This window comes from Rhodococcus sp. ACPA4 (assembly GCF_002300185.1).
GTDB lineage: Bacteria > Actinomycetota > Actinomycetes > Mycobacteriales > Mycobacteriaceae > Rhodococcus_F > Rhodococcus_F globerula.
Genome location: NZ_NSDY01000003.1, coordinates 123,428 through 146,330 on the forward strand (window position 1 = coordinate 123,428; position 22,903 = coordinate 146,330).

16 protein-coding genes are annotated in these 22,903 nt (G+C 60.3%); 2 read left to right on the forward strand and 14 right to left on the reverse strand.

From position 1 onward, the window contains the following. Positions 1-153 precede the first annotated feature (153 nt). The 3 genes from CJ178_RS30705 to CJ178_RS30715 all read right to left on the reverse strand — a co-directional run bounded on the left by CJ178_RS30705 (position 154) and on the right by CJ178_RS30715 (position 5,513). Positions 154-3,387, reverse strand: coding sequence for a protein kinase domain-containing protein (locus tag CJ178_RS30705; protein ID WP_306453225.1), 3,234 nt, complete (start codon positions 3,385-3,387; stop codon positions 154-156). Positions 3,388-3,969: 582 nt separating this feature from the next. Continuing rightward, entirely contained in the window at positions 3,970-5,130 is a 1,161-nt protein-coding gene (locus tag CJ178_RS30710) for a uroporphyrinogen-III synthase (RefSeq protein ID WP_095888847.1), read from the reverse strand. Then, the gene (locus tag CJ178_RS30715; protein ID WP_095888848.1) at positions 5,127-5,513 is read right to left on the reverse strand and encodes a nitrite reductase (NAD(P)H) small subunit; all 387 of its coding nucleotides are present in this window, start codon (positions 5,511-5,513) and stop codon (positions 5,127-5,129) included. The genes CJ178_RS30710 and CJ178_RS30715 overlap by 4 nt, the downstream gene beginning before the upstream one ends. Before the next feature lie 563 nt (positions 5,514-6,076). Between CJ178_RS30715 and CJ178_RS30720 the strand changes: the two genes are divergently transcribed. After that, positions 6,077-6,709, forward strand: coding sequence for a class I adenylate-forming enzyme family protein (locus tag CJ178_RS30720; protein ID WP_179300889.1), 633 nt, complete (start codon positions 6,077-6,079; stop codon positions 6,707-6,709). 14 nt (positions 6,710-6,723) lie between these two features. Here CJ178_RS30720 and CJ178_RS30725 read toward each other — a convergent pair whose 3' ends face one another. The 10 genes from CJ178_RS30725 to CJ178_RS30770 all read right to left on the reverse strand — a co-directional run bounded on the left by CJ178_RS30725 (position 6,724) and on the right by CJ178_RS30770 (position 20,213). Then, on the reverse strand, positions 6,724-7,800 hold the full coding sequence (locus tag CJ178_RS30725; protein WP_095888850.1) for an IS110 family transposase: 1,077 nt from the start codon (positions 7,798-7,800) through the stop codon (positions 6,724-6,726). A gap of 642 nt (positions 7,801-8,442) precedes the next feature. Continuing rightward, complete coding sequence (locus CJ178_RS30730) at positions 8,443-9,669, reverse strand: MFS transporter (RefSeq protein WP_373557500.1); 1,227 nt, start codon at positions 9,667-9,669, stop codon at positions 8,443-8,445. Positions 9,670-9,740: 71 nt separating this feature from the next. Next, positions 9,741-10,358 (reverse strand): FCD domain-containing protein, encoded by a 618-nt coding sequence (locus CJ178_RS33475; RefSeq protein ID WP_373557501.1) that lies wholly within the window; start codon positions 10,356-10,358, stop codon positions 9,741-9,743. Between the two features lie 93 nt (positions 10,359-10,451). Further along, complete coding sequence (locus CJ178_RS30740) at positions 10,452-11,600, reverse strand: hypothetical protein (protein ID WP_095888853.1); 1,149 nt, start codon at positions 11,598-11,600, stop codon at positions 10,452-10,454. A gap of 215 nt (positions 11,601-11,815) precedes the next feature. Continuing rightward, on the reverse strand, positions 11,816-12,262 hold the full coding sequence (locus CJ178_RS30745; protein WP_095888854.1) for a hypothetical protein: 447 nt from the start codon (positions 12,260-12,262) through the stop codon (positions 11,816-11,818). Between the two features lie 18 nt (positions 12,263-12,280). Next, positions 12,281-13,876, reverse strand: coding sequence for a GMC family oxidoreductase (locus CJ178_RS30750; protein WP_306453226.1), 1,596 nt, complete (start codon positions 13,874-13,876; stop codon positions 12,281-12,283). 119 nt (positions 13,877-13,995) lie between these two features. Next, on the reverse strand, positions 13,996-15,543 hold the full coding sequence (locus CJ178_RS30755) for an aldehyde dehydrogenase family protein (RefSeq protein WP_095888856.1): 1,548 nt from the start codon (positions 15,541-15,543) through the stop codon (positions 13,996-13,998). Beyond that, positions 15,540-16,997, reverse strand: a complete 1,458-nt coding sequence (locus CJ178_RS30760) for an MFS transporter (RefSeq protein WP_095888857.1) — start codon at positions 16,995-16,997, stop codon at positions 15,540-15,542. Before CJ178_RS30760 ends, CJ178_RS30755 begins: the two co-directional genes overlap by 4 nt. A 37-nt stretch (positions 16,998-17,034) precedes the next feature. Beyond that, entirely contained in the window at positions 17,035-18,477 is a 1,443-nt protein-coding gene (locus CJ178_RS30765) for a phenylacetate--CoA ligase family protein (protein ID WP_218833768.1), read from the reverse strand. Continuing rightward, positions 18,474-20,213 carry a thiamine pyrophosphate-binding protein gene (locus CJ178_RS30770; RefSeq protein ID WP_095888858.1) on the reverse strand — a complete coding sequence of 580 codons (1,740 nt, stop codon included), beginning with the start codon at positions 20,211-20,213 and terminating at the stop codon, positions 18,474-18,476. Before CJ178_RS30770 ends, CJ178_RS30765 begins: the two co-directional genes overlap by 4 nt. A 176-nt stretch (positions 20,214-20,389) precedes the next feature. On the opposite strand from CJ178_RS30770, the gene CJ178_RS30775 reads away from it, so the two are divergent. Beyond that, a complete protein-coding gene (locus CJ178_RS30775) occupies positions 20,390-21,076 on the forward strand; it encodes a GntR family transcriptional regulator (protein WP_095889109.1) in 687 nt (228 codons plus the stop codon). Between the two features lie 678 nt (positions 21,077-21,754). Here the strand turns inward: CJ178_RS30775 and CJ178_RS30785 are convergent. Then, positions 21,755-22,633 (reverse strand): phytanoyl-CoA dioxygenase family protein, encoded by an 879-nt coding sequence (locus CJ178_RS30785; RefSeq protein WP_045063269.1) that lies wholly within the window; start codon positions 22,631-22,633, stop codon positions 21,755-21,757. Between the last annotated feature and the right edge of the window lie 270 nt (positions 22,634-22,903).

Sequence of the window (22,903 nt, forward strand, 5' to 3'; positions counted from 1 at the left end):
CCCCCAGGGGACACGACCCGAGGGCGGTCCGATCGAGTCCGATCGTTCACCAACACCGCCAAATTGGGCGAGATTAGTGTAGGACGAGCGCGCCCGTGGACACTAACTCACCCGGTGGCCGCACCCGCGCTCCGTGGTTCACGCCGACCGTGGTCAGCCCCGGTTGTATTCGACCATCCAGGCGGCGATCTGGGTCCGTGAGGTGAATCCCAGCTTGGCGAGAATGTGCTCGACGTGTCCCTGGGCGGTCCGTGGTGAGATCACGAGCTTGGCGGCGATGGCGCTGTTGGTCAGACCCTCGGCGACGAGCTCGGCGACTTGTAGCTCACGTCGGGTCAGGGTGGTCGCGGTCTTGCCCGTGGCGCCCCGTGGCCGAGATGGCTCGGGTAATTCGGCGGAATCGTCCAGAGCGTACGCGGCGGCCTCCTCGAAAGTGGCGGACGCAGCCCTCCGGTAGCTCGCGTCATACGCCTTCGGCCCGAGTGCCCGGCGGGTCCGTCTCTCGCACTCGTCGTGCTGTGCACGCAAGCTCGGGAGGACGATTCTCGGCAGGCCTCCCGTCTGTCGCATAGCCTGCGCGTAGCCCAGCAACACCGCGGACCTCGCGTAGTTCTCGTCGGCCGCGGCGATCCAGGCCAGGTACTCAATACAAGGCGCGGCACTGAATGAGTCACCGACGGACCGCAGTAGTCGCAATGCCTGCTCTATCAGCGCAATCGCGCGCTGTGGATCGGTCTCCCACACCGTCAACCCGAGTGCCCGCACGGCCCACGCCCGGAACACGATCTCGCCGCGCGGCTCGGTGATGTCCAGCACCCGAGCGAGGTAGTCGGCTGCCTTCGCTGATTGCCCGAGTAGTCCGCTGGCCACCTCGGCGCCAGCCAACGTGGCGACCCGCAGGAGATTCTCGTGGGGAGGGCAGGCATCGAGCGCCTCGTCGAAACATGTTGCCGCGGTGCATATGTCATTGGAGCTTAGCGCCACATTGCCGGCTGCATATAGTGCCGTCGCGGCGGCGTTGGGATCGTCGAGTGCCGCTGATGCCGCGCGCGCCCAGCCGATCCATTCGGCGCCGGTCGCGATGTCGCCCCGAAACCCCCTGAACACCGCGCCGAGGCTCACGGCCCGCACCCACTCCGTCCCGCGAGCAACGCCCTCAACGGTCAGGAGTCGTTCGGTCCAGCGGACGCCCTCGCTGAGCTTTCCGCTGGTAAGCCAGAACGGGTACAGCGCGGCCGCAATGCGCAGACCGACCACCACGTCACTAGGCTCCGCCATGCAGGCATCCAACGCCTCACGAAAGTTCTGCTGATCCAGTTCCAGACGAGCGATCCAATCCAGCTGGCGGGGCCCTATCCAGTCGGCTTCCGCCCGCAGCGCCAGGCGCTCGTACCAATCTAGGTGGCGTCGCCGCATCTGCTTGTACTCGCCGGACTCCGCCAGCTTTTCGAGACCGTACTCGCGGATGGTGTCCAGGAGCCCGTACCGCCCCGCCGTGGCAGATCCCTCATGGATCAGAATCGACTTCTCCACCAGCGACGCGACCAGATCGAGCAGCATCTCTGGCGACAGGTCGGCGCCGCAGACCTGTTCTACCGCCGTGAGCTCGAAGCTGCCCGCGAACACGGACAGGCGAGCCCACAGCTGTTGCTCCTGGGGCGTACACAACTCGTGACTCCAGTCGACGGACAGCCGGAGGGCCTGCTGCCGCGTCGGGGCGGTGCGCCCGCCGCGGGTCAGGAGCGCGAAGCGGTCGGTGAGCCGTTGCAGGATCTGGTCAGGTGACAGCGCCGCCAACCGCCCCGCCGCTAGCTCGATCGGCAGCGGCAACCCCTCGAGCCGGTGGCAGATCCCGGCCACATCGGCCATGTTGTCCTCGGTGAGCGCGAATCCCGGAACGACAGCGGCAGCACGTTCGGTGAACAAGGTGACCGCGTGGTAGCTGGGCAGAGCTGCCAGGTCGAGCTGACGGCCAGGAGCGGGCGCGCTGAGCGGCGGAACTCGCAGCGTCACTTCCCCGCCGATGCCGAGGGGTTCTCGACTGGTGGCCACGATGCGCAGCTCGGGGCAGTACCTGAGCAGCGTCTCGGCCAGTTCCGCGACCGTGTCGATCACCTGCTCACAGTTGTCGAGCACCAGCAGAATCTGGCGCGGCTCGAGGAATTCCGCGAGGACCGTCTGCAGCGGCTCGTGAGAGAAGGACTTCAGCCCGAGAGCGGACGCCACCACCCCGACCACCAGCGACTCGTCGCGGAGGTCGGCCAATTCGACAAGCCAAACCCCGTCGCGGAAGGCCCGCCGGACGCTCGTCGCGATCCGCAGTGCGAGCCGGGTCTTCCCGACGCCACCGATTCCGGTGAGCATCACCAAGCGAGAGGTCGACAGCATCTCTTTCGCCTCGGTCAGTTCGCTGCGGCGATTGACGAAACTCGTCAGCTCCGCGGGCAGGTTTCCCTTCCGGCCCCGAGTCGACGGCCCGGTCGGCGCGGGCCCGCCACTCGTCGACGGACGCCGATCGCCGCCCTTCGGAACGGCTGCGGACAGCAGTGCCATCTCGTCAACCGGAAGACCGTGGCGGAACTGGATCTCACGCAGGACGTCCCCAAGCTGTGCGGCCGTGGGGCGGGCGCCCGGATTCGCGGACATGGCGCGCTCGATGGCGGCGGCCACGTCATCGGGGATGTCGAGTTCACGCAGGTCCGGAACGGGCTCCGAGGTGATACGCACGAACTGCGCGACGACCTGCTCGCCGCTCCGGCGTTCGAAGGCCGCGTGGCCGGTGAGGGCGCAGAACACCGTCGCACCGAGGGCGTAGACGTCCGCGGCGGCACTGGGCGGGCCACCGCCCAGGATCTCGGGCGCGGTGAAGGCCGGGGTGGCGGTGAACGTGCCGGTGGAGGTCTCGAATCCGTCGGGGATGTGGGCGATGCCGAAGTCGGACAGCGCCGACTCGCCGTAATCTGTGAGGATGACGTTCGCCGGCTTGATGTCGCGATGCAGGATCGCGAGCCGGTGCGCGGACTCCACCGCGCCGGCCAGCTTCACGCCGAGTTGCAGCGTCTGCTCGAGTGACAATGGGCCCTGCTCGCGGATGCGCACATCGAGCGATCGCTGCGCGTGATACGGCATCACGATGTAGGGATGGCCGCTCGCGGTGGTGCCGACCTGCAGCACGTTCACGATGTTGGGATGGCCGGTGAGCCGGCCCATCGCCCGCTGTTCCCGGACGAAGCGCGTCCGATTCTCCTCGTCGAGGTCGGCGGTGAGCACCTTCACGGCCACGGTGCGGTCCAGGGTCGTCTCGGTGCAGCGGTACACGACGCCGAAGCCGCCGCGCCCGATCTCGGTCGCATCGGTGAACCCAACGGCATCCAGCTCCGATGTCACCGATGGGGGTACACCGCGCTGAGTAGCGAACGGATCGTCACCAGGCATCGATCATGCCGATCTATCGCCTGCGTGGCGCTCTTCATAATGCGACACGGCACTCACCTCACGGGCAACTACTCAGATTCCATACTGCCACCCGATTCGATATACGGATACCACCTGCACAGTTCGGACACTGGGCGACTGCGGCCAGAACACCCGTCACAGGGCGCCCCGTCCAACATGCGACTCTGCTTCCATCCCTGCCCTGGCACAGAACGCACCAGTCAGCTAGGTCAGCGCCGACGGCCTGTCTTGGCCGCAGAACGTCGACAACCGACGGGTAGTGTCGAAGAAAGCGCAGACCGGGATCGGACCGCTGGTTGCATAGCCGCTGATGTATCCGCGACCAGAACATGATCCTCGGTCAATGTCAGGTTGGCGCTGATTCGTCGTCGCCCAGCCGCGCCGAAGCCAGATCTGTTCCGCACTGCGGCGCGGACGGTGCCGCCGAAGCGCCTCGCCGTTTCGGCCAGCGCCGCAATCACTTCCACTCCACGCCCACTTCGTGTGCCGTGAGCAACCCATACCAGTACATCGTCACCACTGCGCATAATCACCTGAATTGCGTACGCAGTCAACAGGATCCAGGGCAAGACGGTAACCGCGTTTGACCACAGTCTGCACCGCTTCGGGTGCGCCGAGACACGCCCGCAATCGCGCCACGGCAGTTTCGACGGCGTGAGTATCAGTGCCACCACCGGGCAGAGCGGCAAGGAGATCCTCCCTGGAGACGACGCGACCAGGACTCGCACCAAGGGTTCGCATCAGCGACATCGCCGCGGGCGACAGTTGCCTCACCGCTCCGTCCACGACTACGCAACCGCTTCTAACACTAATTTCATGCGCACCGGCCTGAATTTGATTGGCTCGCAGCGGAATTTCCTCGACAATATGCCTGGCAAGTGCGCCCAGACGGGAACGGACAGGTCCCGTCGTCGGAACGTTCAGTGCATCCAACGGCGCCGATGCGACCGGTCCGACACACACAGCCGTCACCGACCCGCGCATGGCACCGAGGACCTCGTCGAGTCGTCCTGTACTGTCCGCACGCATCACCAGCGACGAAACCGCCGCCGCACTGGTAAAACTAACGGCATCAATTCCGGCAGAAGCGATTGCGTCGATCATCCGATCGAGAAGTGTCGGGTCTTCCGGTGGCTCCCAACGGTACACAGGGACCGCGATGACTTCGGCACCCGCGTCCCACAATGCCTGACAGAAATCAGAAATTGGTTCCCACTCGGTGGTGGCGCCGCGCAATTGAACAGCAATACTCTTGCCCGAGACGCCCTCGGACAGAAGATGTTCGAGAACCTCGGCCGAAGACTCCGAAACCGGTGACCACTCTTCGCGCAAGTCTGCCGCATGGATTGCACCCTTCGCCTTGGGACCCCGAGCCAGCAGACGCGCCGAACACAGTGCCGCGCTCAAATTCTCGGCCTCGCCCCAACCGTCAGCAGCCTCGAGCCAACCCCGAAATCCGATTCCGGTGGTAGCAATCACCACCTCGGGAGGATTCGAGATGATCTGTTGTGTAACGCGTTCCAGCTCACGATCGTCGGCGAGCGGGATGATGCGGATCGCCGGCGCGAACATCACATCTGCGCCCCGTCGGGTAAGGAGTGACGCAAATTCCTCGGCGCGACGCGAGGCCGTGATGCCGACGGTGAATCCCGCCAACGGCATATCGTCATTCACGAGGCAGTCTCGACAACGCAACCGGTGCTGCGCACTTGAACTACGCCGGCACAGACGTGAACCTCATACACCGGAAGCGATACCGACTCGTCGTCCAATGCCCGTCCGCCGATCAACGAGAACGCCTGCTTCAGAAACGCGGACAACACAATTGGTTCACCATTGCGATCACCGACCAGTCCACGCGATATCACAGCGGCGCGGCCGTACGGATCGAAGTTGCTCACGGCCCGCAAGGTGCCAGCCTCGAGCCCTAACAGCGCTCCCTGCTCCCCACTGCGAAGCAACACGGCAACTCCACGGCCCGTAATCAGGTGACTCAGCGGGCACGCCGACGTCCACTCGAGTCGCTCTGAAGCCGGCTTGGCGATCCGCACACTCATCGAGTCCTCCTCGTGTTCTGTTCCTTCTCGAGGACTGGCATCACGCCACTTCGCCGGGGAACCAGCCCGGCCGCTGCTCCTACAGCATTCGGAGGTAGGTTCTCATGCCGGTTGACTGCTCAACCAACGTGCGCCGATGCTCCGAGAATCGCCGAACTGCATCGTATTCATCTGCAAGTCTGGCTCGCGCCAGCAGGCACTGACAATTGTCCAATCGATCCTCGAGAGTCATCATCGCCACCGATCGCCGGCGTAGGTACCTCCTGAACCTCTCACGGACGTGAGCGTTGCGCACGGGCCCAAGTACCCGGATGGATACCTATCTCTCAGATGGCCGCAAAGCCGCAACCTCGTCGCCGGGCTCGAGCGCGGTTCTACCGCAGATGTGCAGAGTCATCATGAGGCTGCAACTTCGGCCTGCCGGCGTGTACCTCCGCCGTCCGCCGGCTGGCCGATTCCAACCCTGTTTTCTTTCCACCAGTGCGGATTTCCCAGCCCCTCCGCAGTGCGGAATTCCCAGGAGGCCATCACATGCCCATCTCCCCACCTGGATTTCCCCGGTCGTGTATCCCGAAGCGGCCGGGCTGAGAACGTCCACTCCCGAGCTGCTTCGCGACGCCGTAGCAGCGGATCCCAGCCGCATTTTCGTCGTCGAGGAGAACCACCGAATTTCGGGTGCAGAACTATTCGACGCCGTCACCCGAATTCAGCAATGGTTGCAGCGCAACGGAGTACAGGCAGGTGACTGCGTGGGCATGCAGTTCCCGAACTGGTGGGAGGCTGTGGCCGTGGCCCACGCGGCCTGGGGTCTGGGCGCGGTTCTGTGTCCGATCCCGGTGAACTACCGGTCAACCGAGATTCGCGCCGTGCTCGACGCCGTCACCCTCGCCGCCGTCGTAATCCCGGATACGTACCGGGGCGTCGACCGCGTCCAGTCGTTCGACGAGGTTCAGGCCACCCGCACGCTCGCCGCGCCGGTGCTGCTGCTGGTGATCAGACCCGAGATGGCTCCGGTTGCATACTTCCGCACAGGCGATTCCGCACCGATCCTGCATGCCGACCTCGACGCGATCTCTCTGCTGATGTTCACGTCCGGGACCACCGGACGCGCCAAAGGTGTTCTGCACAGCCATCGCACGTTGTTTTCCAAAGCGAGGTTTGCATTCTGCCCCAGAGTGATTCGATTACTGCATTGATGCTCCTATAGTTGTCAACTCGCATCGACACTGGTCACGGGATTGTTGACGAGGTGGTAGACCTCGCGGATGACGTAGCGTTTCAGGCAGCGGATGATGTCCCTTTTGGCCTTTCCTTCGGCGGTGCGGCGTGCGACGTAGATCTTGGTGGGTTCGTGAAACCGCATGCGTACGATGACTGTTCGGTAGATGGCCGCATTGAGTTGCCGATGGCCGCCGTGGTTGATCCGGTATTTCCCAGTCGTCGTCCCTGAAGACGCCGGGATCGGACTGATCCCGGCAAGCTTGGCAAGCGCTGCTTCGGACTTGATTCGCTCCGGGTTGTCACCGAACACGATCAAGATCTCTGCTGCCGTGTCGGCGCCAATTCCGTATGTTTGAACGAGTTGCGGTGCAGTGGTTTTCACCAATCCTTCGATATGTTCGTGCAATTCGGCTGCCTCGTGATCGAGTGTGAGCCAGCGACGAGCCAGACTTGCAAGTGTGACCCGGATGCTGTCCTCGGGTGAATTGAGGTACTCGACGATCAGGGCTGCGCAGTGGCGGGCCAGCATGATCTGCGTCTTCCCTGCTGTCTCGGAGCGCAAGGCTTCCGGTGCATGCACCAGCATCGCTTTCAGCGTCACCATTGTCGTGGCGCGGGCCTTGACTGCGGTGTCATGTGCGACTTTGAGTTGACGAATCATTTCGACAGTTCCGTCGGCGGTTTTCGGTTCGGCGGTAGCGAACCCGGCCCTCACTGCTTTCGCTGCATTCTGGGCGTCGATCGTGTCCGATTTCCCGACCAACCGGCGTATCCGTCGATCCGGTCGGGCGACTTCGATGACGCGGTAGCCGCGGCGCCGAACGAACGAGGTCAATGCACCACCGTAGGAGCCGGTCCCTTCGATGCCGAAAGCTATCGGTTGTCCGAATGACTCAGCCCACGAGAGCAACTGGAAGAATCCGTCCGAGTCGGCAGGAACGCTGATGGTCGATAGCAAACCGGCCGTGGTATCGAATACTGCTCCGACGTGAACGTATTTGTGGGTATCGATCCCGACAACAACATCGCCTGATTTCGCGATATCTACAGCTGTGGTGGTGGCCATGACGGTTCCTCCAGTACGTCGATCCGATCTACCATGGGTTGCACACTGGCATCAGGCCCGATCGACAGGACTGTCACGGGGACGCTCGCAAACCGACCTCCAGGCTCCTTATCAAGTCAGATCGGACGTGATGCCAGTGCCGTGCGCCCAACCAGAGGGCTGACAGATCAACGCAAAGACACCGAAAGGGTCACTCATAACAGGAGTCAAGCCGCTCTGGCTGGGACTTTGCCGAATCTACGCGCATAGACCGGCAGAAACAGACTGACAGTCATAGCATTCGCCGATCGCTCCCGTCGACGGGACGAGGCCTGAGTCGTGCGCCCGGCGGGTGAACGCCGACGGCACAAACAGTCTCACTGTCGCAATGAATCAAAGTGCCGGGTGTCGGAGCTCGATTCGAAATGGCTATTCCCAGAGCATTCGTCAGAAATGTCGCCGTCTGAGAAATAAAATATCAGTCGACTACCGGCAACTCGCCTCGAAACGTATCCAAGACAATGGCACAGTAAACCTTTCCTTCGCACGTGGGATGTTCTAATCATGCATGTTGCGGGCGACCCCCACGTACGCTACGTCCATTCCAACGCGCCTGGTCGGTGGTCGACGACATGCAACGGGGAAGGCCTCACCGGGTCACTATCAGGGGGCCTGCGCCGCCGTCCCGGCCGTCATGCCATCAGGACGAAGACCCTCGCATTGTTTGATCGGTAGATGTCGTCCGGTTTGGGTGCGAACGAAGACGCCGCACAGGGCTGCAAGCACCCCGCCGAACGCGAAGATGACCGGATAGGTCACAACACCCGGCCACTGCTCGGTGAGAGCCGACAGAATGGCCGGTATCGCGAAACCAAGATACGTAAGCGAGTAGAACACCGCGGTGAGTCCCGCAAGATCATCCGGGCTGGAAATGCGTTGAACCTCCAGTAGTCCGGCGACAAGCGCCATACCGTAACCACAACCGAGGACAGTCGCCGCGAGTAGCGCGCTCACGAGCGTCAGAACTGTTGCGGCCCAAGCAGCGAGCAGCATCCCGACGGTCAGTATTGTCAGGGCAACTATGGATCCGCGTGCGCCGAGGGGACTGTCGATTCTTCGGGCCGCCGACTGTATGGCAAACCCGGCTCCGAGTGCGAGCACCGACATCAGTGCGGACAGGGCTATCGGAAGGCCACCGCTACTACCGGCCATGAGTGATGGGAGAAGCGCGTAAGCGACGCTGGCGGAACCGAATACCCACGGCGCTACCGGAAGGACGATGAGCAAAAACCTTCGGTGTGATGCCGCGCGAACTTTCAAAGCGTCGACAAGCTTTCCGCGTTTGTCCGCGAAGATAGGCATACGCGTTTCAGGCGCCGCGAACATAGCCACGCCGACGGCCAGGCAAATCGACACATGAACCAGATAGGCAAGGTGCGTGGGCCACGGCGCCCACTGAGCAAGTACACCAGCAACACCGGCACCCAGTCCGAATCCTGAGGTGAGTGCCATTGCTGCTCGCTTCGCGCCCGATCCGCTCGACGAACGCGGATCGCGCGCAGACAACTCTTGCACCCAACTGCCACCCACTGCCATACCGATGCCCAACGCAATACCGGTCAATACTCGGCCTACGAACAGTAAGAGTGCCGAATCGGAACCGACTGCTATCAGCACTGATCCGATGGCAGCGATCGCGGTGGCAGGAAGCATCACTGGTCGCCGACCCACTCGATCCGACAACGGACCGCAAATCAACAGTGCAGGAACGATTCCTACGACGTAGGCGAAGAGGAAGGTGTACACGGTGATGGTTGAAAATCCATGCTCCAGCCGGTACATGACCAGCAGAGGAGTGAATTCGTTTCCGCCCCACGCAACGGCAAACATTCCCGCTGCGACGAGAATCCATCGGCGACTTCCGTCTACTGCGCCGGCCCGATGCTGTTCAACCTGCCCGGTCACAGCGAAGTCCCCAGGTTCCATCCGTGAACTCGACGCATATCCCGATCTACCGCGAGTTCGAATCCGTTGACATCACTTGATTCAATCAGGCCTATCAAGCGTGAGTGATCCTCGACGATACCGCTGACCTGTCCCGGATCGCGGGCCGAAGAGTCGGTTGCCATCCTCCGTTGCCGCTCATGTAAGCCCAGGTAGAACTGCTCCAGAAGGGAGTAGCTGACTGCATGAACAATGGCACCGCGCAAGTCCGCATCAGCGGCACTGAATTCCGACATATCGCCGGTCTCCGCAATCCCGCGTTGACGAATCACGTTCGAACCGAACGTCGTAGACAGCTCTGCTCGGGCTCGAATGGACGCAACCGCAGTTGCGACGCTCCTCCTCTCGACCAGCTTACGTGCAGAGACGATGTGCTTGGCCTCATTTTTTGCTATCTGAATCACTAGCACACCCTTGTTCAAAATCACGGTCTTCTGCTCGGTGTAGGCATCGAATACTGCGGCGCTGTGCTCGCGTCCCCAACCGGACTGCTTGAAGCCTCCGAACGGCGCCGAAGGACCGAGAACGTGGTCGGTGTTGATCCACACCGTGCCAGAATTGATCTTTCGAGCAATGTCGTGTGCCTTCGAGACGTCCGATGCCCAGACGTATTCGGCGGTTCTGTCCGGGAAACCCCAAGCGGCAGTGTCATCTGCGGTTAATGCGACCTACGGAGCTGGAGTCAATCGGCGCAATCCCCATGACTGGAAACCCACAACGTACAGCAGGGTCCAGAGCACTAACCAGTCGATGAACCCAAGCGCGTTGCCGTACAGGCTTCCGGCGATCGGGGGTTCATGGAGGATGTGCCCGGCGGCAAACTTGTAGTAGAAGAGGAAAGTGGCAACCCCAAGGGTGAGCGTAACGACGGCCCGAACGGCGAAATTTACAGAGTCACCGTATCGAGTGGGCCTATTGCCGAACGCATTGGCCCACAAAACCATCCAAAGCACCCAGCAGACTCCGATCTGCGCCGGGAACTGGTTGATGACAGCGCCGAGCTCATCGACATTCGATTGACCGACCAAGAACTTTGCTACGGAAACCATGACGAAGTACAAAGCTGTACCGAGGGCAGCGTTGCCGATCGTAGCCGTGAGCGGCATCAACCAACGTTTGCTACTGGATGCGAACGAACGCCATGGCCAATTGTCGAGCGTTTGACCCGTGAATATCACGCACACCACGATCGAGTAGAACCATCCGAGAACCGTATCGATGGACATCAAAGGATTGGTCGCCGATAGCGACACGGCCGGGAGCCCCAGCGTGAAGTACAAAGCCAACGTCGGGATCGCTACGAAGGCGATCTCACAGAGTCCGGCCAACGGTTGCTTCATGCCCAGTCCGGTCCATGGCCAATGATTCCAGTTGAGTGCCGCCATTACCCACGTTCCGAATCCGAACAAAACGAAGAGTGCACCAGCGAAGTAGCCGAGTCCGGCCTCGCGATCGGATGCAAAGTCCGGGTACAGTTCGCCGAGGCCGGGAGAGAGTAGCCAGGTGGCTGCGATTCCGAACAGCGCTGTGGAAACAAGGACGACCGAACCTCGCCAGGGCTGAGGAATTCTGTCGAATCCTGCGAATTCACAATTGAATCCGATGAATACGATGAATACGATTGACCAGAACAATGCAGCGTTGAACGGGAGTGGGTAGAAGTCCCACGGGCTGGTCTGTGGGTCGGCAAGCAGATACCACGACCCTATCGAAAGTGCCACCACCACGATCAGATTCAACAATCCGAAGAGCGGCCACGGGTGAGACTGCGTTGTGCTCACGGCAGGAGATATCGCTGAGTCTACGGTAGTTGTCAATGTAAGTGTCCTTCGAAAGAGGGCAGAAATGTCCTCGCGATGAGACGCGGCTATCAGTGAATTGGACGCGTCGTGGAGTGGCGTTGTAGTTCGGGGCGAAACCTAGGGGTGCTCGCACTGTGGTCTCGACAGATACTCTGACTGTCTGAAAATGTGAAAGGTGCTGTCCGGCAATCGTTAGTAGCCGAACAACACCTTCGCGTGGGTTACGGTTGTTATGTCTGTTGGGCCAGGGCGCGCTGACCGGTCAATGGATCGATGTACACGGGGCCGCGAGCGACGATCCGTTCGGCGACTTCGTTGATTTCGTCGTAGTCCGGGTCGTACGACATTGCTTCCTGCCCCTGGTACCCGAGCTTGGCGTTGACATCGGGGTTGAGATAGTACGCCCCAGCGATCAGATGCGCGACGAGGTCGAAGTCCTCAGCGGGCAGACCGGATTCGAGACTGCCGAGCGCATCTGCCGGTGTGGAGGACGGGAGGGCACCGACGATCTCGATGAACCGATCTTTCTGATCGTCCCGAACCTCCAGTGCACGGGGCAATAGATCTGTGATGACGCCGGCCTCGGATGCGGACGGCATCCCCAAGCTGGCATCGGCTGGAATGACTGCGTCACAAACCCATCCGAGCTGGGCGGTGATGGAGAGATAGTCGCTCATGATTTCGTCCCTTCGCGCTCAGCGCACTGCAAACGACAACTGCTGCTCGCGAGCAGCGGCGATCGCATGTTCTGTGGTTCGGAGTGATAGTGCCGCAACAGTTCCTGTTGGGTTGACGCATCCCGATGTCGGCATCACGCTGCCGTCGACGATGAAGAGATTGGCTACATCGTGTGCGCGGCCGTGACCGTCGACAACCGAGCGCCCGGGATCAGTTCCCATGGTTGCCGTACCGAGTAGATGCCAGCCGGTCTCGCGAACCACGGACGCGACGATCGTCTCGTAGGCGCCGGCCTCCTTCATGGAGATCTCGGCTTGTTTCTGGTTGAACTCGAGGAGTTTGATCGTGTTTTCGGAGGCACGGTAGTGAAGTTTCGGTGCGGGTAGACCATCCGAATCTGTGAGTGTCGGGTCCAAGGTCACGGTGTTGGATTCGTTTGGGAGGTCTTCCGCGATGATCGACCATCCGGCGGTGTGTCCGAACCGACGATCCACTTCCTTGTGAATGCCTTCCCCCCAGGCGATTCCGTTGAAGGGCCACGCTCCTGTGGCTGCGAGCGGACCACCGGTCCCCATCAGCTGCCATTTCGCACCGCGGACGAAGTCCCTGTCGGGGTGGGTCTCTTGGAACTCGAGCGAGTACGCCCGTTGCCCGTAAGGTCCCTGCCAGCCTTCGAAGAAGTCGTCGAAAAGCCCGACGACGACGCTGTAAGGGTGCATCATGAGGCGTTTGCCGACCTGGCCCGAGGAATTGGCGAGCCCGTTGGGGTGCGTCTCGGATGCGGAATTCAGGAGCAGTCGCGGAGTTCCGATGCCGTTGGCGCCGACAAATACTGTTCTCGCCGGCTGAAAATGCGTCTGCCCTGTGGTGCGGTCGATGTAGGTGGCGCCGGTGGCTAGGCCGGCGGAGTCGGTCTCGATTCGAACGACGCGTGCGTTGGTGACCAGTTTGGCGCCCAGCGACGTGGCGACGGGCCAGTGGGTCCGGTCTACCGAGGCCTTGGCGCCGTCGAAACATCCCCACAGGCAACTTCCACGCCGGACGCAGGGCAAAAGGTTGTTGTGCTTGACGGAGGCGATGGCGTTTGTGCCCTGCCACCAGTGCCAGCCCAGGCGGTCGTGGGCGGCCGCGACGCGTCGTTCCATATCTCCCAGGGGGAAGGGCGGAAGTGGCGGCTCGTGGTACGGGTAGGCGGGATCGCCCGGCATTCCGGAGACGGAGAAATCCTGGTCTACCCGGTCGTAATAGGGTGCGAGTTCGTTGTAGTCGAACGGCCAGTCGTCTGCTACTCCGTCGAGTGTCCGGACCCGAAAGTCGCTAGGCTTGAATCGATGCCATGCCGCGGCATACAGAATTGAGCTGCCCCCGACACCGTTCCACATCAGGGGTGCAACGTCGGATTGCTCGTCGTTGATTGGGTAGTCAGCGTCGGCTTGTCGTCTGTTCGGATACCAGCTGAAGTGCCGGTCCTTCGCCAGTTCGAATTCATCTGTGGCGCTTCGTATCTTCGTGTAGTCGGGGAAATCGCCTTGCTCCAGGCAGACGACGGAAAATCCCTCCTCGGCGAATCGTTTCGCCGCGACGGCGCCACTGGGTCCGGCACCGATGATCAAGACGTCATAAATGGTGTGATGTGAGGCTGAAATGGAGATTCTCCCTCTACTCGTACGGCCCTCAGGGTCTACTTGGGTTTTGGTGAGTGCTGAGTTTTAGTTGCGTGCTGATCGGTGAATCAGAGTGGCGCACTCGCCCAGTCGCCAGTCGAACGCAACGATTCGTCGAGGCCGATCGAGATATGTTTGACCTGCGTGTAGCTGGCGACAGTTTCCAGACCGTTCTCTCGCCCGATTCCGCTGCTTTTATATCCACCGTGAGGTGCCAGTGGCGATTCGGCCTGCCAATCGTTGACCATGACGCCACCTGCCTGGAGCTTTCTGGCGGTGGATAGTGCGCGCTTGATGTCGCGGCTCCAGATACACGCGAAGAGTCCGAACTCGGAGTCGTTAGCTTGTTCGACCAGGTCATCCAGATCGGTCCATGTCAGAACAGAGAGCACCGGACCGAACACCTCCTCGCAGACGATCCTGTCGGTACGGTCGACATCTACGAAAACGGTCGGCTCGATAAAGTAGCCACCCGGATGGGTTCCGGCCGGCACTCCGCCCCCGTAAACCAACTTGCCTTCGGCTTTTCCGATCTCGATGTATTCACGGACGCGTTCGAGTTGCCGACGAGACACGAGCGGACCCATTTGAGTCCCCGGTTTCAATGTGTCACCAATACTGATGGTGCTCAGACGTTCCTTCAGTTTGACGAGAAATTCATCTTTGATTGCCTCGTGCAGGAACAGCCGTGTACCCGCGACACAGACCTGGCCGGCATGCGAACAGAATGCTTGGACGGTGCCTTCGACGGCGTCGTCTATGTCTGCGTCCGCAAAGACGATGTTCGGGCTTTTACCGCCGAGTTCGAGGTTAGCCTGTGCCATGTTGTCGACCGCGAGGTGTGCGACTGCCTTACCTGTTTGGACCGACCCCGTGAAGGTGACGCCAGCTACGTCCGGGTGAGCGGCGAGAGCTGCGCCGACATCGGCACCGTGGCCGGTAACCAGGTTGAAGACGCCCGGTGGGAATCCGGCTTCGTGCACCAGTTCGGCGAATCGCAACGATGCCAGCGATGTGTCCTCGGCCGGTTTGACCACCACAGTGTTGCCTAGGGCCAATGCGGGTGCTACCGATCTAGCTAACAAGACCAGTGGGTAGTTCCACGGAATAATGTGGGCTGTGACGCCGAGCGGCTCCAGGACCGTCATGCTCAATCGATTGCCCGGCAGCGGGATGGTCCTTCCACCGACGGTAGGTGCAAGTCCCGCATGGTAATCGAGCCAAAGCGACACAGCGCCGACAAGGTCTTTGGCTTTGTCCAGGTAGTGGCCGCTGTCTACCGCTTCCAGCCACGCCAGTTCATCAGCGTGCGTTCTAACGAGGGAACTGAGCTTTTTCACCAAGTCGCAGCGAGTTAGGACGTCCGTAAATTGCCACCCAGTTGCAGCGGCCTTGGCAGCTGCAACTGCGTCGTCGACGTCTTCGACGGAGCCACAGGGAATGGCTCCGATCACGCTTCCGGTGCTCGGGTCTACTACCTCGAGACTCTGCTTGAGCTTGGGTGCCGTCGCACGGCCACCGATGTAAAGGGCGCCTCCGTCCACGCGTCGGTTTTCACGATCAATGGTCAACGAAGACAAAGTTGAAGTTGCAGCTGAAACAGCCGTTGAGGTCATGCGATGGTGTCCTTTTCAGTCGGAAGTGGCGATTTCGTCTGATGTGGTTGCGGCGGAACAGATTGCCCAGATCGTGGATGAGTTACGACTGGATGCGACACAGTTGTCTCGGAAGGATCGCCGCGATCGAGGTGTCGTTGATCGTCAAGCAGTCGAGCCGGAATCATGAGAATCAGAGCGCCACCGGTCACTAGTAATAACGCGACCGCGTAGAGACTGATTGTGGTGGTACCTGTGATGCTCGACAGCCAGCCGACAGCCGACGTGCTGACAACTCCGGATATGTTGCCGACAGAGTTGATCAATGCAATACCAGTCGCGGCACCTATTCCCGTAAGAAACGCAGCCGGCAGGCTCCAGAACGCTGCTTGAGCGGTCGATGCGCCGGCAGCCGCAATAACAAGGCCGATCATGGCGACCGTTGTGTTGTGTGCCCCGAGGCCCGTCAGGACAAGTCCTGCGGCTGTCACCCAGCACGGAAGCGAAGTGTGCCATCGACGTTCACCGTGCTTGTCCGCGTGAGTGCTGTTCGCAATCATGGCGACCACTGCCGCGAGGTACGGGATTGCGGTCAGTAGCCCGATTGCAATCCCGCCGGCGACCCCCGAGTCGCTGATAATCGTGGGAATCCAGAAGCCAATGACGTAGATCCCGAGCGCTATGCAGAAATAGATGGCGCTGAGTAGCCACACCTTCGGGCTTTTGAGTACGTCGAAGACCCGATTGTGTGTAGCTGTGTCCTCGGTGAGCGCCTCCGATGCAAGCGTGTGTTCGATGACTTGTTTCTGGCGCAGAGTGAGCCACTTAGCGTCTGTGTAACTGTTGTCCAGCCATTTCAACACCGCGAAGCCCAAAATCAGCGACGGGATAGCTTCAATCAGGAATACCCATTGCCAACCGTGAAGTCCGGCTGCGCCGTTGAAGGACTGCAACAGCCAGCCCGATAGAGGACCACCGAAGATCGAAGCGACCGGGATTGCGGAAAGAAACAACGCGAACACGCGTCCACGGCGGTGCACTGGAAACCATTGTGTGAGGTAGAACAGGATGCCTGGAATGAAGCCGGCCTCGGCTACACCAAGTAAAAATCGAAGTGCGTAGAACATTTCGGGACTGGTGACGAATGCCATGGAACCCGATATCAGTGCCCACGTCAGCATAATTCGTGCGATCCAGATTTTTGGACCGACCTTCTGCAGGATGATGTTGCTCGGCACCTCGAACAGGATGTAACCGACAAAGAACATGCCGGCGCCGAGTCCGTAGACCGCCTCGCTGAATTGCAGGTCTTCGAGCATCTGGAGTTTGGCGAAGCCGACGTTGACACGATCCAAATAGGCGGCGGCATAGCAAACGAACAGAAAAGCAATCAACCGCCGAGAGACCCGTTTGTACACAGCCTCGGTTTCAGCGGACGACGGTGGTGGGTTACCGAAGAGAGAGGAATCAGCCATGATGAATCCGTCCTTTTGTGGTTACACCCGACAATGACTAGACCAGCGCTCTGCGATCCTCGACGCGTCGCGCCTTGTGGTCTGTACGATCGAATGTGTTGGTGGACACGGTCTCTACGGACACACGCAGTCCCAGAGTCGCCTGCAATTCGGCACTGACGACTGCCTCAAAACGCTCGATTGCAGTGGGTTCGGTTGCATCATGCTTGCACTCGACTTTGACGAGCATCTCGTCCATTGATCCGGTCCGCGAAACGATGATGCGGTGTTCACCACCGTAGTGTTCGACGTTGCGCAGAACATTCTCGATCTCTGTCGGGTACACGTTTTCACCGCGAATGTGAATCATGTCGTCGATACGTCCGTAGATCCCACGGGGAAGCTTCGGATAGGTACGGCCACAGGGGTTTTCCTCGTATACCCAGCTGGTCAGATCACCAGATGCGAGCCGAATCATCGGCTGTGAGGTCCGTTCGAGATGGGTATATACCGCAGTGCCTTCGCCGCCGTACGGAACCGGCCTGTAGTTGGTTGGATCGCATACCTCATGATGGACGATGTCCTGGTACAGCAGCATGCCGTCCGGAGTCTCGGCGGTAGCTGATGCGCTCATGAACGGCGTCATTTCTGCCATCGTCCCGCAGTCCACGACGCGTGCACCGAAGGCAGACTCGATCGCGGTGCGAACCGAGGGTATCGATGCGCCGGGTTCGCCGGAGAAGAACATCACCTTGATCCCGAATTCCTTCGGATCAATGCCCTCCTGCACCGCCACCTCGGCCAATCGAAGCGCATACGAAGGAGTTGCATAGAATCCCTTGGGCTTTGACGCTTTCAGCCACCGAACGGCCCGTGCCGTCATCCCTGGCGCGCCCGCACCGAAGGGGAATGCTCTGCAACGCAACCGTTCTGCGCCGGCAAGGGCACCCCACGAGCCGAGATAAAGACTGAAAACGGCAGCGATGAACACCGTGTCCCCTGGCCGTAGTCCCATCCCCCACATCACGCGAGCGTGATTGTTCGCGACCGTGTCCCAGTCTTGCCGACTGACAGCAAAGGCGGTGGGGGTGCCTGTCGTCCCCGACGAGCCGTGGATGTGGTGGATCTCGGACTCCGGCGCGCAGAGGTAATTGCCGTACGGTGGAGAGTCCAACTGAGACTGCCGCAGTTCAGCTTTGGTGACGACGGGTACCGATTCGAAGGCCTCGAACGAAGTAATATCCTCCGGACTGATCCCGGCGCCATCCCACTTCCTGCGGTAGAAGTCCGATGTGCGGTAGGCGTACCGCATCACCTCTCGGAGTCTGATGAGAACAGCCTCGGCGCGCTGCTGTGGATCCATGGTTTCGCGGTGGCGGAACCAGTATCGGCTATCAGTATTGGGGAGATAGTCGTTGTTGTACCGTGTCGGAAAGGACCATTCCTCCATCGACAGTTGCTGGGTGCTGGTCGCTGCGGTCCCGATCAGATTGCTTGTCATGAATTCTCCCGGCGTTCGATTTCGATGTCGTTCCATGGCAGTAGTGCTTGGTAGTCCGGTACATATCCGAGCCCCTTCTGGGCATCGGGCGAGATTGCATCTCGAGTGACATCAACCTGGATCACTGCGGGTGCGGCGTCGACAGCCCGTTTGATCGCATCAGTGAGGTCGTTGGGGTCAGTGACGCGTTCGCCGTGCGCACCCAGTGCACGGGCCATCGCGGCGTAGTCCGCATCGCCCAGTTCAGTTCCCGCGATCAGTCCGTAGTTGGTTTGCTGGTCGTAGCGTTCGATGTTCCATGCGCGATTGTTCGCGACAATCACGACGATCTTCGCGCCATGCCTGACTGCTGTATCAATTTCCATCGCGTTGAAGCCAAAAGCGCCGTCGCCGTTGAACGATAGGACTACTTTCTCTGGGTTCTCGAGTGCAGCGGCGATCGCAAACGGCACACCGATTCCTAGACAACCGAACGCTCCTGCGTCGAGATAGGCGGAGCCCGATGCACCGAGACGCGCAAAGCTGAGAAGATCTCCGCCGTCAGCAACGACGATCCCGTCGTCGAGGCCCAGACTCTCTGTCGCCGCAAAGATTTGATTCGGATGCATCAATCCATCGGCTCCCGACTCGGACTTGCTAAGCCCTTGTTTGTAGCGGCGTGCCCGCTCAACGTGTCGAGCTCTCAATTCGTCTCGCCACTGAGTCTCTGGGTCGTGGCCTCCGCCGACCAGGAGCGCAGTGATCGCGTCGAGCACCAGGTCAGGCGAACCAAGAAGCTCGACCTCACCGCGACGGTTGTCGATCAGTTCGGCGGCGGTGTCACTGATTCGTAGAATCTTGGCGTTCGGAAACGCTGCGGGTGAGCCGTAGCCAAGTTGGTAGTCGAGTCGACGTCCCACCGTAATAAGGAGGTCGCATTCGCTCATCACTGCCGAACGCACCGCACCGACGAAACCTGGATGATCCTCCGAGACAAGGCATCGACTTTCCTGCGTGTCGAGGTAAGCAGCCCCGGTCACTTCCAAGAACCGCTCAAGTTCGGCGGAGCACGCTCTAGCTCCACGACCGGACACGAGTGCAGGTCGGCGGCATGAAGCAATGAGTGCGGCCGCGCTAGCAGTATCCTCAGCCGCCGGGACGGTGCGTCGACGAGAAGTCGGGCGGAGGTACTCGGACAGGACAGTCCTCGGAGCGACTGGTGTTCGCAAAACATCCGTAGGAATCTCGATATAGACGGGTCCCGGGTCGCCCCCGTCGCCCTCGGCAAGTGCCCATGCCTCGCTGAGTTCACGCAAAACCTGGTCTGCCTGACGCAGTGTGCGCGCACGACGGGTGATCGGCTCCATGATGGCGGTATGTGGAATATCCTGCAGGGCACCCATATTGGCCTGTGGACGTGGTGCGCAACCACCGAGCAGCAGCACGGAGGCTCGGGAGACGAAGGCGTTGGCAACGGCAGTCACCGTGTTGGTCACTCCTGGCCCTGCCGTCACCAATGCGACGCCGACGGTCCCTGTCAATTCGGCATGCGCGTGGGCCATGTGCACTGCAGCAGCCTCGTGCCTAACGTCGACGATTTCGACGTTCATACGGGCCAAATGATCCCAAATTGGTTGGATGTGCCCACCTTGTAATCCGAACACACGACGGACTCCATGTGCATACAGGAACTGGGCGGTCAGCAGTGCGGCGGAGGCCGGCTGAGGATCCGGATTGGAATTGGAATTGGCATTCACCCGAATTTCACTTCCTTGCTTCTAGTGCATTGGCTCACATTCAAAAGTTGATGTGCTGACAGTCACGTTAGCATTCTGAATTCAGAATGCAACATTCCGAATTCAGTTCGATGGCATACAGAACTCGGAGTTCAGCTACTATGTGGGGTGTACCAGCACTAAGAAGGGAGCGCACGATGACAGGACTTCCACTTCCGCCCTCCCGGACCGAGCAGGTGTATGACGCAATTCTCGACGAGATTTGCCGCGGCAAGCTCCCCCCTGGCGTCACCCTGCGGCAAGAACTACTAGCCGAACACTTTCAGGTCAGCCGACAGCCAATCCAGCAAGCTCTACTACTCCTCAAATCGCATGGGCTCGTACGTGATTCAGGAAAAAGGGGCCTCGAAGTAGTGCCGCTTGATGAAAAATTCGTGGTCGATCTGTACGAGATGCGGGCAGTAGTCGATGGATTGGCAGCTCGTCGCGCAGCATCACGGATCACGCCCAGCATCCAACGACGTTCCGAAGAACTGCTTCGCGAGGGCGCTCTAGGCGTCCAAGAGGGTTCTTTCGCCCATATGATCGCCGCTGATATGGAGTTTCATCAGCATCTGCTACAGGTAGCCGACAACATGCTTCTGTCTGAAAGTGCTGCCGTGCTCTATCGCAGTGTTCGGCGTGTCATGGGCGAGGTACTGCGCCAGAGTGGCACTCCGCACTGGGTATGGGCTGAGCATGAGGGCATTCACGCGGCAATCGTCAGGGGCGATGCCGACCTAGCCGAAACTCTGGCACGTGAGCACGCCATACACGGGACTCAACTCATCCTCGGCGCAATGTTCGGTGACAGTACTCATGTTCAGGCCGCTGTCGACGCATAAGTACATTTCCAACCTGGTGATCACTAGATCGCCCTTGCCATAGATTCCTCGAATCCTGATGCAATGCACAGATTCTCGAACTGTCGACATGGCTGCAAACGACTCGTCAGATACCCGGGTAGTTTCCCTCCACGCGGAGGACAGTCGCGTTCTCCGCTGGATCGAGATACACCCGACGATGTCGGTGACCTTCGCGACCAAGTCGGGGTCGGCGGAGAACTTGAATGCCTCACTGCGCCATGGCTGCACACCGTACTCGCGTCAGATCTGTGCGACCGTGCCGTACCCGATTCCCAGACGTGCTTGAGCAAACGCCAACTCAATCATGCAACCCATATTCTCTTGAGCGGCGGCACCAAGGTCGCGGTGACGAGACTGTGTGGCCGACGGGACCGCAGGTCGTCGTCGAGGCCCGCCAACCCGTCGACCTTGTAGCGGGCTGCGCAAGGCCAGCTCTATATCGCCACCATAACGCAAGATCAGCGGCCTAATCTCCATGCGTGAAGTATCTCCAGACCATACGGTCACAGAACTTCGGCGTGTGACCCGGACCCGGACCCCGACGGTGGCCGCGTTGCCTAAAACCCTGCACAGCGTGACGCGGGTCCATAACGCTGAACCTGGCCGTCGTCGGTGCCCCCGACGACGCCAAACCGCTATCCCCCGATTAGTCTCTCGTCACTCTGGAGAGTCCTGCCACACAACGGGGAAAAGATTACTCTCTATCCGGGTACCTGGAATCATCGGCGGAACCGAGAACCCACCAATGGTGGAAATGTGCTCGAAGCTGGAGCCTGGCCTCGGATCCCACACGACATCGTCGCCAGTGAAGATAGTTGTCACGGCACGACGAGGTCGGTCTGTGCGATTTGGGGGCGATCCGTGCACAGTCTTCGGATGGTGCAGCAATGCGTCCCCTGGCTCCGCTTCACCGACAAACCAACGAGAGCTGTTGTAGGTGGCCGAAAAATCGGGCAACTCTGGATAGGGCGATCGGTCATACACCGCGACCACCTCTGGATCACCGCTGAAGCTACGTGGTCGGTAAACCGGCCCGAAGTGTGATCCCTTCAGATAGTGAATCGCTCCGCTGCTGGCGGTGACGGTGTCAAGGGGAACCCAGATTCGAAAGTACTGATCACCGTCGATTGGTAGATAGGGATAGTCCTGATGAAACGGCGCACCCCGACCTGACCCCGGTTCCTGCGCGAATACCTGATCATAGAAGAACCGCAGCGATCGCATCCCAGGGTGAATCTGCTGTGCGATGTCCTTTGTCGGCCCATGGAGGGCCCAGACATCGAATGCAGGATCCACGAAGCGTGGAAACGCCTGCGAGAAGAACCGAGGTTGGCCGGGCTCCGTATAGTTCTGGGAGGTGTCGGGGACGTCAGTGAGCAGCCGAGCCACCGCACTTCGAAGGTATTCGATCCAAGCCGGAGAAATCACGGATTTGAGCAAGGCGACACCATCAGCGGCGAATGCTGCCCGTTCCTCATCGGTGATCACACGAAGCAGGCTGTCGGTGGGATGATCGGCGTTGTTGTCAATAGTCATTTGAGTCCTTGTCTAGTTCTGGGCATGTCGCCGAGACGATGCGGCCTGCCCTCTGGCCGTAGTTGCAGCTCATGTCTGCCGTGGTCCGGCCTTGCTGATCGGAATCTTCGTCTGCTCTTAGTTGGTGTCCGGACACAGCGACCCAATGCACTGCCAGCTGAAGGCACCGTTCAGTTGGCAGATCCAGATCCTCCGGTGTCGAGCCTTCACGGAAACTACGGCCCCACTCGATAGGGTGAATTACCCTACACGACAACATAATTCAATCAA

Bases quoted from the DNA above. Each gene is read 5' to 3' on its own strand.
- CJ178_RS30715 (WP_095888848.1), bottom strand. From the start codon at position 5,513: ATGAGTGTGCGGATCGCCAAGCCGGCTTCAGAGCGACTCGAGTGGACG.
- CJ178_RS30725 (WP_095888850.1), bottom strand. From the start codon at position 7,800: ATGGCCACCACCACAGCTGTAGATATCGCGAAATCAGGCGATGTTGTT.
- CJ178_RS30730 (WP_373557500.1), bottom strand. From the start codon at position 9,669: ATGTTTGCCGTTGCGTGGGGCGGAAACGAATTCACTCCTCTGCTGGTC.
- CJ178_RS30745 (WP_095888854.1), bottom strand. From the start codon at position 12,262: ATGAGCGACTATCTCTCCATCACCGCCCAGCTCGGATGGGTTTGTGAC.
- CJ178_RS30755 (WP_095888856.1), bottom strand. From the start codon at position 15,543: ATGACCTCAACGGCTGTTTCAGCTGCAACTTCAACTTTGTCTTCGTTG.
- CJ178_RS30760 (WP_095888857.1), bottom strand. From the start codon at position 16,997: ATGGCTGATTCCTCTCTCTTCGGTAACCCACCACCGTCGTCCGCTGAA.
- CJ178_RS30765 (WP_218833768.1), bottom strand. From the start codon at position 18,477: ATGACAAGCAATCTGATCGGGACCGCAGCGACCAGCACCCAGCAACTG.
- CJ178_RS30775 (WP_095889109.1), top strand. From the start codon at position 20,390: ATGACAGGACTTCCACTTCCGCCCTCCCGGACCGAGCAGGTGTATGAC.
- CJ178_RS30785 (WP_045063269.1), bottom strand. From the start codon at position 22,633: ATGACTATTGACAACAACGCCGATCATCCCACCGACAGCCTGCTTCGT.